Source organism: Curtobacterium sp. PhB78 (assembly GCF_003751685.1).
Lineage (GTDB): Bacteria > Actinomycetota > Actinomycetes > Actinomycetales > Microbacteriaceae > Curtobacterium.
Map to the genome: position 1 here is coordinate 390322 of NZ_RKIA01000002.1, position 11586 is coordinate 401907.

Annotated in this window: 10 protein-coding genes; 4 read left to right on the forward strand and 6 right to left on the reverse strand. The window is 71.3% G+C overall.

The features are described 5' to 3' along the window. Positions 1 to 89: 89 nt before the first annotated feature. The 5 genes from EDF53_RS05595 to EDF53_RS05615 are packed head-to-tail and all read right to left on the reverse strand — an operon-like array spanning position 90 to position 5540. Entirely contained in the window at positions 90 to 1112 is a 1023-nt protein-coding gene (locus EDF53_RS05595; protein WP_123292634.1) for a Gfo/Idh/MocA family protein, read from the reverse strand. A gap of 44 nt (positions 1113 to 1156) precedes the next feature. Beyond that, positions 1157 to 2161, reverse strand: a complete 1005-nt coding sequence (locus EDF53_RS05600) for a Gfo/Idh/MocA family protein (protein ID WP_123292635.1) — start codon at positions 2159 to 2161, stop codon at positions 1157 to 1159. A 44-nt stretch (positions 2162 to 2205) separates the two neighbouring features. Beyond that, positions 2206 to 3597 (reverse strand): ABC transporter substrate-binding protein, encoded by a 1392-nt coding sequence (locus EDF53_RS05605; protein ID WP_185020955.1) that lies wholly within the window; start codon positions 3595 to 3597, stop codon positions 2206 to 2208. After that, entirely contained in the window at positions 3594 to 4538 is a 945-nt protein-coding gene (locus EDF53_RS05610) for a carbohydrate ABC transporter permease (protein ID WP_111085649.1), read from the reverse strand. The genes EDF53_RS05605 and EDF53_RS05610 overlap by 4 nt, the downstream gene beginning before the upstream one ends. Before the next feature lie 3 nt (positions 4539 to 4541). Then, the gene (locus tag EDF53_RS05615; protein WP_111085648.1) at positions 4542 to 5540 is read right to left on the reverse strand and encodes a carbohydrate ABC transporter permease; all 999 of its coding nucleotides are present in this window, start codon (positions 5538 to 5540) and stop codon (positions 4542 to 4544) included. Positions 5541 to 5674: 134 nt separating this feature from the next. On the opposite strand from EDF53_RS05615, the gene EDF53_RS05620 reads away from it, so the two are divergent. Continuing rightward, entirely contained in the window at positions 5675 to 6955 is a 1281-nt protein-coding gene (locus tag EDF53_RS05620; RefSeq protein ID WP_185020956.1) for an ROK family transcriptional regulator, read from the forward strand. Positions 6956 to 7048: 93 nt separating this feature from the next. Beyond that, positions 7049 to 7858 (forward strand): DUF1684 domain-containing protein, encoded by an 810-nt coding sequence (locus tag EDF53_RS05625; RefSeq protein ID WP_123292638.1) that lies wholly within the window; start codon positions 7049 to 7051, stop codon positions 7856 to 7858. A gap of 217 nt (positions 7859 to 8075) precedes the next feature. On the opposite strand, the gene EDF53_RS05630 is transcribed toward EDF53_RS05625, so the two are convergent. Next, the gene (locus EDF53_RS05630; RefSeq protein WP_123292639.1) at positions 8076 to 8636 is read right to left on the reverse strand and encodes a histidine phosphatase family protein; all 561 of its coding nucleotides are present in this window, start codon (positions 8634 to 8636) and stop codon (positions 8076 to 8078) included. A 62-nt stretch (positions 8637 to 8698) separates the two neighbouring features. On the opposite strand from EDF53_RS05630, the gene EDF53_RS05635 reads away from it, so the two are divergent. Both EDF53_RS05635 and EDF53_RS05640 read left to right on the forward strand, forming a co-directional pair. Beyond that, positions 8699 to 10183 (forward strand): reverse transcriptase family protein, encoded by a 1485-nt coding sequence (locus EDF53_RS05635; RefSeq protein ID WP_123292640.1) that lies wholly within the window; start codon positions 8699 to 8701, stop codon positions 10181 to 10183. A 95-nt stretch (positions 10184 to 10278) separates the two neighbouring features. Next, a complete protein-coding gene (locus EDF53_RS05640) occupies positions 10279 to 11499 on the forward strand; it encodes an acyl-CoA dehydrogenase family protein (RefSeq protein ID WP_123292641.1) in 1221 nt (406 codons plus the stop codon). The last annotated feature ends 87 nt before the right edge of the window (positions 11500 to 11586 follow it).

Consider the following 11586-nt stretch of genomic DNA (forward strand, 5'->3'; position numbering starts at 1 on the left):
TGGCGCGGTGCGTCAGCACCCGTTCTGCGACGAACCACGCGTCGAACGACTCGTGGTTCGTCGCAAAACGGGTGCGCGATCCGCGCGGATCAGGCGCTGACGGTCTCGTCCGCCGTCAGCACCGGGGCGATCGTCCCCGTCCGGGCGCCCTCGTACGCCGCCAGGATCATGCCGAGCACCGCGATGCCCTCGCGCTCCGTGTGGATCGGCCGCGTGCCGTCGCGCAGGCACGCCCCGAACGCGCCGATCTCGGCCGCGAAGGTGTCGACCTCGTCGAAGGTGACCGACTCGCTCGTGCCGTCCCGCAGGTCCCACCGCAGCGTGGTGCCGTCGCTCGTCAGGGCGCCGTGTTCGCCGACGACGCTGAACCGCTCGGTGCCGGCGGCCGGGTCGTACGCCCAGCTCGTCACGAGCTGGCCCACGGCGCCGTTGTCGAAGCGGAACAGGGCCTGCGCCGAGTCCTCGCCCTCCATGAACGCCAACCGGTGCGTGGACAGCATCGCGGTGGCCTGCACCGGGACGCCCCCGGCCAGGTGCATGAGCAGGTAGCTCGGGTGGTAGCCGGTGTCGATGAGCTCGCCGCCGCCGCTCGTCGACGCGTGGGCACGCCACCCCATGTTCGACGGGTCGAACTCGTTGCGGAACGAGTCGGTGGTGCGGACCTCGTAGACGGTGCCGAGTGCCCCGCCGTCGATGAGTTCCTTGGCCTTGGCGACCGCGGGCATGAACAGCTGGTTGTGCGCGCACATCAGGGTGATGCCGGACTCGGACACCGCGCGCTGCACGTCGGCGGCCTCGTCGGGGCTCAGGCACAGCGGCTTCTCGCACAGCACGTGCTTGCCCGCCTTCGCCGCCGCGACGATCGCGTCGCAGTGCAGGTGGTGCGGCAGGCAGATGTCGACGGCGTCGATGTCGGCCTGCTCGAGCATGGCGAGGTAGTCGGTGAAGAACGGGACGCCGAGCTCCGCCCCGCGTTCCTCGGCCGTGGCCGCGAACGCGTCGGCGACCGCGGCGACGCTGATCGTGTCGGGGTGCTCGGCGTAGCCGGCGATGTGCGCGGACGCGATGCCGCCCCCGCCGATGAGGCCGACGCGGATGATGTCGCTGGACATGGTGACTCCTGTTGTTGGTTCGAGGTGCTGGACTGCTGGGACGGTCAGGCGGGTGCGCCGACGAGGGCGTCGCTGGTCGCGGGCTGACCCGCGGCGTCGTTCGCGGCGACCACCAGGCGGGTGAGCTCGACGGCGCGGGCGAGGTTGTCGTCGGCACGCGTGTCGGCGGCGATGTGGTCCACCCACTGACCGAAGGCGTCCTGGGCGTCGGCGGGGACGTCGAGGGTGACCGGCTCGTCGCCGTAGGCCGGTCCGCCGGCGGTGAGCCGGGCCTCCTGGTCGGAGTACGCGAGCCAGCCCCGGGTGCCGGCCACGTCGATCGTGAACGGTGTGCCCGCGACGAAGCCGGCCTCGATGACGCCGATCGCCTGCGAGGCGTAGCCGACGGTGACCACGGCGTGGTCCTCGACCGCGCGGCCGGTGTAGGAGCGGTAGACGGCCTCGACGGTGTCGGGGCGGGCGCCGAGGAACAGCTGCGTCAGGTAGACGGGGTGGCAGCCGAGGTCGGTGAGGGCGCCGCCGATCGCCGTCGCCGGGTCGAAGAAGCGCTCCGGCAGCCACGGTGCGACGGCACCGTCGTGCGAGAGCCGGACGCGGGAGTACGTGACGTCGCCGAGGCGGCCCGCGTCGAGCTCGCGCCGGATCGCGGCCGTGTAGCCGTGGTAGAGCCGCGGGAGCGAGACCACGAGCGTGACCCCGGCGGCATCGCAGGCGGCGATGACCGCGTCGCACTCCTCGACGGTGGGGGCGAGGAGCTTCTCGGTGAAGACGTGCTTGCCGGCCGCTGCCGCGCGCTCGATCACGTCGCGGTGGACGTCGGTCGAGGTCGTGATCGTGACGGCGTCGACGTCGGTGCGGGCGAGCAACGCATCGAGGTCGTCGGTGTACTCGACGCCGAACCGTTCGGCGCCGGCTCGGCCGCGCTCGGTGTCGTCGTCCCAGACGGCCACGAGCTCGGTGCCGGGGTGGTCGACGGTCTGCTGTGCGTAGTCGCCGGCGTGGACGTGCCAGAAGCCGAGGACGGCGACGCGCAAGGGGGTGGAGGGCATGTGTCGGTGGTTCCTTTCGTGGGGGACGACCAGAGCGGTCCCGCTCAGATCCGGACCTTGTCGTAGTCCTTCGGCAACTTGAACGGCGAGTAGGTCTGCATCATCGGGTCGACGCGGTTCTGCGCCCGCTCGACGGCTTCCTGCGGACTCGCGGTGCCGAGCAGGACGCTCGACCGCGCGTCGGCGAGGGAGTCCCACCACGCGCCGCCGACGGGCAGCGGTGGGCGGCAGGTCGACGCGCCGATCGACTCGGTGAAGAAGCGGATCGACTTCGCGGAGCCCTTCGGGTCCTTGAGCGCCGCGATGTTCGACGGCACGCTGGTGGCCGGCACCATGTAGGTCTCCTGGCCCTGCTTGCTCGTGAAGTACTTCATGAGCTCCCACACGGCCTTGTTCTTCTTCGAGCCCTTCGGCACGCACAGCGCGAAGCCACCGGACCACGTGTACTTGTCGCCGCCGTCCTGCTGTGTCGGCAGGTACGCGGTGCCCCAGTCGAGGTCCTTCGGGCCGTAGTTGTCGAAGGTCTGGATGGTGGAGGGGACGCTGACCATGAACGCCATCCGGTCCGCCATGAACGCGGTCTGTCCCGGCGGGTGCCCGGTCGGCTCGTAGGTCGCGATGAAGGTGTCGGCGTCCTTGTAGCCGTACCGCTTCGCCCAGTCCTCGTAGAACTCGAAGATGCTGCGGACGCTCTTCGAGTCCATCGTCATCTTCGAGTCCTGCTGGTCGAAGTACGACGCACCGAGGCCGAGCCCCCACGTGAACGGCCAACCTTCGCCGTACCAGGGGAGCAGTCCCATGTGGGTGTAGTTGCCACCGGACTTCTTCGTGATGCGTTCGCTGACGTCCCACATCCGGTCCATGCTCACCGGGCCGTTGTGCTCCCAGTCGAACTCGTCCGGGTCGATGCCGGCGCCGGTGAGCATCTTCCGGTTCACGAACATGCCGCGGGCGTCGGTGTCGTGGGGGAGGCCGTAGGTCTTGCCCTGGTAGCTGACCTCGCCGATCGTGAACCCGAGCCACTGCGCCAGGAACTCGTCCTTCGGCTGGTCCTCGAACTCCTCGATCATGTCGTCGATCGGTTCGATGAGCCCGATCGCCGCGTACTGCGCCGCGCTGAACCGGTCGAGGAGCCACAGGTCGGGGGCGGTGCCGCCGCGCACGGCGGTGATGATGCTCGTGGCGTCGCCGGTGCCCTGCGACGGGACGACGTTCACCTTGACGTCGACCTCGGGGTGGATCTTGTTGAAGTCCTTGATCACCTTCGTCTGGAACGGCACGAACGTGCCGGTGACACCCCAGATCGTGACCTGGTTCGGGTTGCTCCGGCCGCTCGAGCCGGAGGCGCACGATGCGGCGAGGAGCGCGAGCGCCCCCGCACCGCCGGTCGCGGCCGCACCGCGCAGGAACGTTCGTCGGTCGAATGCGCTGCTCACTTGAAGCTCCCGATCTGGACGCCCTTGATGAACGTCCGCTGGAACACGAAGAACAGGACCACGAGCGGCAGGATGATGAGCACCGATGCCGCCATCAGCTGGTTGAACTGGAAGTCCTGCGAGTTGTTGAGGCGGAAGATCTGCAGGCCGATGGACAGCGTCTGCACGTTCTCGTCCTGCAGGTAGATGAGCGGCCCGAGGAAGTCGTTCCAGGCACCCACCGCCGCGAAGATCCCGACCGTGACGAGCGCCGCCTTGGCCTGCGGGAAGACGATCCGCCAGAGGATGCCCCACTCGGAGGCGCCGTCCATCCGCGCCGCGTTGAGCAGGTCCTTCGGGATCTGCAGTAGGAACTGCCGCAGCAGGAACACGTAGAACGCGGACCCGAACAGACTCGGCACGATCAGGGGCAGGAAGGTGTTGATCCAGCCGAGTCGGGCGTACAGGTCGAACATCGGGATGAGCGTGACGGGGAACGGGATGAACAGCGTGGCGAGCACGACGTAGAACACCTTGTCGCGGCCGCGCCACTCGAGGCACGAGAACCCGTACGCGATCACGAGGTTCGAGACCATCGAGAAGAGCGTCACGCAGACCGTGATGATGAGCGTGTTCCGGAAGAACGTGAAGAACGGCATCGCGTCGATCGCCTTGCCGAAGTTCGACCAGTCGAGCCACTGCGGGAACCAGGTGGGCGGGAAGGCGCCGAGTTCGGAGTTGCCCTTCAGCGCCGAGATGACCATCCAGTAGATGGGGATGAGGAACAGCAGGCTCATCGCGATGAGGAGCACGCGGGCGAGGACGGACGACCACGGTGAGCGGATCGAGCCGTCGGCGTTCCGGGAGCGGTCGTCGGCCCCCTTGCGACCGCGGGGCCGGACGGACTCGATCGACGAGGTGACGGTGTCGCGGTCCGGGTGTCGTTCAGTGCGCAGTGTCATCGGTCACTCCCCGGTCACGTCGTAGTTGACGAAGCGCTTGGACAGCCAGTACACGAGCCCGGACAGGATCATGCCGGCCAGGAACAGCAGCACGGCCATGGCGCTGGCGAACCCGAGCTGCGCGTAGCTGAACGCGTTCTTGTAGAGGTAGAGCATGTAGAACAACGTCCCGTTGTCCGGGCTGCCGAGTCCTCCGGTGCCGGACGAGATCACGTACGCCTCGGTGAAGACCTGCAGGCCGTTGCTGATGCCGGTGATCAGGTTGAACAGGATCACGGGGGAGAGCAGCGGCAGCGTCAGTGCGAAGAACTGCCGGAGCGGTCCAGCCCCGTCCACGCGAGCGGCTTCGTACAGGGTCTTCGGGATCCCGCGCAGCCCGGCGAGGAAGATCAGTGCCGCGTTGCCGGCACCCATCTGCGCGAGTGCGACGATGACGAGCTTCGCCGTGGTCGGGTCGCCGAGCAGGTTCGTCGCCGGGATCCCGACGAGCTTCATGACCTGGTTGACGAGGCCGGTCTGCGGGTTGACGAGCACCACGAAGATGAACGCCAGCGCGAAGGTCGGGATGAGCGACGGGATGTAGAGGGCCGTCCGGTACCAGCCGATCTCGCGGACGTCCTGGTTCATCGCGATGGCGATCACGATGGCGATGACGATCCCGACGGGCACCGCGATGACGGCGTAGAACAGGGTGTTGCCGACCGCGGTGTGCACGAGCGGGTCGATGAACGCGGCGACGTAGTTGGCGAACCCGACCCAGGTGATGTCGGCCATGCCCGAGTACCGGGTCAGGCTGATCGCGAACGAGTAGATCAGGGGGTAGGCGATGAACACCAGCACGCCGAGGATCCACGGCGAGATGAACGCGATGCCGACGCGCAGCCGACGCTTCTCGGCCGGGGTCCACGGATGCTTCTCGCGTGGTCGCCGACGGACCGCGACGTCACCGCCCGTGCGCGTCCGTGGTGGTGCAGTGGTTCCGGATCGTGCGGTCGTCGTCACGAGCGTCCCTTCCGACCCCGTGCCACGCCGGTGTGGCACGGGCGAATCCGTCGTCGGACGGGCGAACCGATCGCACCGTCGCGGTTTCAATCCAATTGATTGACAAATTCGTATGACCAGAGATGCTAGGGACCATGTCCGAGCCGCGTCAACCCCTTCCTGACACCGTGGTGCAGGGCAGAACGGGCGGCACGAACCTCGTGCGCGTCGGGGTCCAGAACCGTGCGCTGGTGCTCGATCTCGTCCGTCGCCGGGGACCGTTCGCCCGCGCCGAGCTGATGCGTGCGACCGGGCTCAGCGCGCAGACGGTGTCGAACATCGCGGCCGGACTCGTGGCAGCGGGACTCGTGCGCGAAGCACCGGGCGGCGGGCGACGACTCGAGGTCGTCGCGGGGTCGCGGTCGGCGATCGGGGTCCACCTCGACCCGGCGCACCTCGTCGTCGTGCGCACCGACCTGACCGGCGCCGTGCTGGCCGTCGAGCACGTCGACCTGGACGCGACGGACGACCCGGCGCGGACGCTCGACACGATGGCGGCGGCGGTGCACCGGGTCCGTGGCGACGGCAGTCGGGCCCGCTCGCGCACGGGCGTGCCCGCCCCTGCCGGCATCGGCCTCGCCGTCCCCGGCTCGATCGACCCCGACGGCGTCCGGATGGGCACCCCGGCGCAGTTGCCCGCCTGGTGGTCGCTGCCGGTCACCGACGAGCTCGCCGCCCGGACGGGGCTGCCCGTGCGGCTCGAGAAGGACGGCGTCGCGAGCGCCCTCGGCGAGGTCTGGTCCGCTGCCGGCGCCGACGACCTGGTCTCCGTGTTCCTCGGCCACGGCATCAGCGCCGCGACGGTCGCCGCGGGCGAGGTGGTCCGCGGCGCGACCGGCAACGCCGGCGAGTTCGGTGGCATGCCCGTCGAAGCCCACGGGCGCTGGACCGAGGTCTGGGAAGCCTGCCAGCCCCTGCAGCAAGTCCGGCGCGGGATCGATGCCGGGCTGCTCCGCAGGGGCATCCCGCTCGGCCGCGCCAGCGACGTCCGGCACGCGTTCGAGCGGCTCTGCGCGACGCCGTCCGCAGCGCCGCTGGTCGCCGAGGCCGGCGCCGCCCTCGGATCCGCGCTCGCCCACGTCGTCGAGTTGCTCGACGTGCCACGCGTCGTGATCGGTGGCAGCGCGGCCCTCGCCGGCGGCGACGTCTTCATCGCTGCCGTCCGCGAGCGGCTCGCGGTCCGGCTGCCGAACGGGCCGTTCCCGACGGTCGCGGCGACCGCCTTCGGCGAGGCCTCGGTGGCCCGTGGCGCCGCCTGCGCGGTGCTGCAGGCCGACCTCGCCGTGCCTGCCCCCGTCGGCCGCGGCGCCGGCGTCGGTACGGGGCGTCGACCGGGAGGCCCGGTGCACGTCCGCAGCATCGCCCACCCCTGGTGAGCGGGACCGTCCAGGGCCTCGGGTCGGCCGTGCACGTGACGTCGCGCGACGGGGACGTCGCGTTCGCGGCCCGGGCGTCGTAGCGTCGGGGGCATGAGCACGACGACGCCGACCGCACTCGAATCCGCCACCGAGTGGGCGGCCTGGCACGACGACCACGAACGAGCCCGGGCGAGCGAACACGGCTTCCTCGCCATCACGAGCATCCGGTGGCTGACGAGCACGCCCGAGCGGTTCGACGACGCCCCGGGCACGTGGTCGACGGGCGAGGACGGCCCCGTCGTCGAGCTCGCGGACGGCGAGACCATCACGGTCGACGGGCAGCCGGTCACCGGCACCCACCGCTTCGGACCACTGCCCGAGCGCTCGAGCACGAACGTCGTGTGGCAGGACGGCGACGAGACCGTCGTGATCGAGGTCGCCCGTCGTGGCGGCAGTGACGTCATCCGGCCCCGGCACCCGGGCAACCCGACCCGGACCAAGTACCCCGGCACCCCGACGTACGAGCCGTCGGACCGGTTCGTCGTCGACGCGCACTTCGAACCGTTCGACGAACCGCGCGAGGTCACCGTCGGCTCGGTCGTCGACGGGCTGCAGCACGTGTACTCGGCCCCGGGCGTCCTCACCTTCGACCTCGACGGGCCGCGGTCGCTCCTCGCGTTCAACGGGCACGGCGACGGTCTGCACGTCCTGTTCACCGACCGCACCAGTGGCGTCACGACCTACGCCGCGAACCGGAGCCTGGACATCGCCGCCCCGGATGCCGCCGGCGCGACCCGGATCGACTTCAACCGCGCCACGAACCTGCCGTGCGCGTACACCGCGCACGCCACGTGCCCGCTGCCGCCGGCCGAGAACCGGCTCGACGTCGCGGTCGAGGCGGGGGAGCGGCTGCCCGTCTGAGCGGTGTCGCGGTCGCGGTGAGCGGTACGACGTCCTCGATGTCGTTCGCTGCGCGTGCATCGTCCGACATTCCACGAGGTGATCGACTCGTGGTTGGTCGGAACATGCACGCGCACTCGATGCGTGCGCATGAGACGACGATCCACCCGTTGATCAACGAGTGGATCGTCGGAACATGCACGCGCACCGGCCGCGGGCGCACCGGTCGGCGTGCGCGTCAGCCTGAGGGCACGCGCTGCCAGGTGATCGTCGCCCGCCACGCCCGCGCATCGAACGCGAACACGCTGCCCATGCCGGGTTGGTCGAGCGCGCGTGACACCGGCGCTCCCGTCAGGTCGGCGAGGAGCAGCGCCCCGACGGCACCGTGGGACACGATGGTGGCGTCGCCCGCCGCAGTGAGCCGCCGGACCGCTCCGACGATGCGGGCCTGGGCGTCGACGGCCCGCTCCCATCCGCGGACCGATCGGGTCGGCTCCGCGAAGAACCGGTCGACGACACCCTCGAACTCCTGCGGCGGCAGGTAGCCCGTCGCGCTGCGGTCGATCTCGCCGAGCAGGGGATCCTGCGCGGGCACGAGCCCGACCGCGGCCCCGAGCAGCTCGGCGGTCTCGACGGCCTTGCGCTCCGTGCTCGACACGAGTGTCCGGACGCCCGGCTCCCAGGCCAGCAGACCCGACCGCGCTGCGCGTGCGCGTCCCGCTGCGGAGAGCCCCCACGACTCGATCGGCTCGGCGGGTTCCACGACGACCTCGGCGTGGCTCAGGAAGTACGAGACCATCCGGCGATCCTGGCACGGACCGGGGTGGTGCGCGCGTCGGGGGCCAGCCGTAGGGTGAGCGCGTGGAGTTCCCGGGGGAGGCGGCCGGCGCGCGTGACGCGTCGACCTCTCCGGGGTCACCCCGGGGCACGCAGGACCAGCAGGACGACACGCCCCGAGCAGGCGAGCGCGCTCCGCGCGCGCCGCTGCACGGAGGCACCGACAGGTCCTCCGGGAACCCCACGCCCCGCTCCGTCGTCACCGCGGCGCTGGCCGACGCGTTCCTCACCGCCGAGCGGTGGGAGGCGGACGAGCTGACGGCCGTCGGGTACGTGGTCGTCGGCGTCGAGCGCGCGTACGTCGGGCTCGCGGTCGCCGCCGCGCTCGAGGCGTACCCCCGGCCACCGGTGGACGCTCCGCGCCAGCTCGCCGCCGTGCTGGCCGTCGCGCCCCGGCTCGTGGCGCTGCACCGGTCGCGCGAGGACCGCCGGCCGGTCCGCGTGCTCGTGCGCCGGGCCACCGCGGTGCGTGCCCGTCCGGAGACCGCGAGTCCGTTGCTCGTCGACACCCTGCCCGAGCTCGCCCGGGCACTCGACCTCACCGTCGGCCGGTTGCTCTGGCTCGCCGACACCCGCGCGTGGAACCGTCGCTCCGGGCCCTCGAGCCCGCTCCACCACTACCGACACGAGTGGATCACCCGACCCGGTCGCGCACCGCGCCTGCTCGAGAAGCCGATGGACATGCTCCGCCGCACGCAACGGACGATCCTCGACGAACTCCTGACGATGCTGCCCGTGCACGACGCCGCGCACGGGTTCGTGGCCGGGCGGAGCGTCGTCACGGGAGCGGCCGTGCACACCGGCCAGCAGGTCGTGGTCACCGCCGACCTCACGACGTTCTTCGCGAGTGTCAGCGCCCCGACGGTCTACGGCGTCTTCCGGCAGGCCGGGTTCGCTGAACCGCTCGCGCACGTGCTGACCGGGCTGTGCACACACCGTGTTCCGGTGCACGTGCTCAGCACGATGCCCGTCGGCGGCTCGCCGGAGGAACGCCACGCGCTCCGCCAGGCGCTGGCGACGGCGCACCTGCCCCAGGGCGCACCGACGTCGCCCGCGCTGGCGAACACCTCGCTCCGGCACCTCGACGCCCGGCTGGCCGGGTGGGCCGGCGCCGTCGACGCGGTGTACACCCGCTACGCCGACGACCTGACGTTCAGCGGGGGCGACCAGCTCGCCGCACGGCCGGACGCATTCCTGCGGGGCGTCGACCGGATCGTGACCGAGCAGGGGCACCGCCTCAACCCGTCGAAGACCCGGGTGCGGCGCCGTGGGGTCCGGCAGTCGGTCACGGGCGTCGTCGTCAACGAGCGGACCTCGCCCGGGCGCCGCGAGGTCGACCGGCTGCACGCCGTCCTGCACAACGCCGCGGTGCACGGGCCGGCCTCGCAGAACCGTGCGGGACACCCGGAGTTCCGGGCGCACCTGCTCGGGCGCATCGGGTGGGTCGAGCAGGTCAACCCGGGCCGGGCCCGACGGCTCCGCGAGGAGTTCGCCCGCATCGTGTGGTGAGGCCGTCCGCGCATCGTGTGACGTCCGGTTGCGCTCGGTTGCCCCGCGTTGCGGCGCCCTGCCGCTCGCCGCGCGCACCTGGGTAGCGTGCCGCCATGTGTCCGAGTGAGCTCCCGGCCGACGACCGCTACGACGCGCTGATCGCGCCGCTCCGGCCCGTCATCGAGCGGATCGGTCTCGACGCCCGCCAACGGGAACGTGAGGAGCGTCTCGCCACGGAGCAGCTCGGCTGGCTCGTCGACGCCGGCTTCGCACGGTGGCGGACGCCGGTCGCGTGGGGCGGGGTCGGTGCCCGTCTGTCCGACGTCTTCCGGGCGATCGCCGAGATCGCCGAGGTCGACCCGAACCTGGCGCACGTGTGGCGGAACCACTTCTCGTTCGTCGAGGACCGCGTGCACGCCGAGGGCACCGCGTTCGACCGTGCGATCGTCACGCGGCTCGGCGACGGCGAGTTCGTCGGCGGCGGGTGGAGCGAGTCGCCGAACACGACCGGGGTCGACCTCACCACGCGGATCGTCCGTGACCCGGACGGGTCCTGGCGGTTGACCGGTCGGAAGTTCTACTCGACGGGCAGCGTGTACGCCCGGTGGATCACGGTGCTGGCGGTCGACGACACCGGCGCGAAGTCCGTCGCGCTCGTCGACGCCTCCGACCCCGGTGTGCTGATCGGCGACGACTGGGACGGCTTCGGCCAGCGGATCACCGGCAGCGGGAGCGTGACCTACACCGACGTGCCGGTGCCCGACGAGCGGGTGCTGCCGTACGCGACCCGGTACCCGTACCAGGAGCAGTACTACCAGACGGTGATGCACGCGATCCTGGTCGGCATCGGCCGAGCTGCCCTGCGCGAGGGCGTCGAGGCGCTGCGGTCCCGGGCGCGCGGACACCACAACGGCACCGCGGCGGATCCGACCCACGATCCGGAGCTGCTGGGCGTGATCGGCACCGTCGACGCCCGGGTGCACGCCGCCGACGCCGCGTTCGCCGCGAGCCTCGGCCCGGTGGACGCGGCTGTCGACCGGCACACAGCCCTGCGTGCGGCCGGTGCGGACCCGTCGACGGACCCGATGCTGCGTGCGGCGCTCGAGCGCAGCTGGGTCGCGGTGGCGCGCGCCCAGACCATCGTCACGGACGCCGTGCTCGACGCGACGACGCTCGTGTTCGACGCGCTCGGGTCCTCGGGGACGTTCCGCTCGCTCGGCCTCGACCGGCACTGGCGGAACGCCCGCACCCTGGCGTCGCACAACCCGCGCGTGCACAAGCGCCGCATCGTCGCCGACCTGCTCGTCAACGGTGCGAGTCCACTCGACCGCTGACGGCAGACCGCTGAGCGCTCCGCCGTAACGGACCGTCACGGGGCGCAACCCGCCGACACCTGCGTGCAGCGTGCCGAGGTGAGCACC

Excerpts from the sequence above, each read along its gene's own strand:
- EDF53_RS05600 (WP_123292635.1), bottom strand. The coding sequence starts at position 2,161 with ATGCCCTCCACCCCCTTGCGCGTCGCCGTCCTCGGCTTCTGGCACGTC.
- EDF53_RS05625 (WP_123292638.1), top strand. The coding sequence starts at position 7,049 with ATGAGCACGACGACGCCGACCGCACTCGAATCCGCCACCGAGTGGGCG.
- EDF53_RS05640 (WP_123292641.1), top strand. The coding sequence starts at position 10,279 with ATGTGTCCGAGTGAGCTCCCGGCCGACGACCGCTACGACGCGCTGATC.
- EDF53_RS05630 (WP_123292639.1), bottom strand. The coding sequence starts at position 8,636 with ATGGTCTCGTACTTCCTGAGCCACGCCGAGGTCGTCGTGGAACCCGCC.
- EDF53_RS05620 (WP_185020956.1), top strand. The coding sequence starts at position 5,675 with ATGTCCGAGCCGCGTCAACCCCTTCCTGACACCGTGGTGCAGGGCAGA.
- EDF53_RS05595 (WP_123292634.1), bottom strand. The coding sequence starts at position 1,112 with ATGTCCAGCGACATCATCCGCGTCGGCCTCATCGGCGGGGGCGGCATC.
- EDF53_RS05610 (WP_111085649.1), bottom strand. The coding sequence starts at position 4,538 with ATGACACTGCGCACTGAACGACACCCGGACCGCGACACCGTCACCTCG.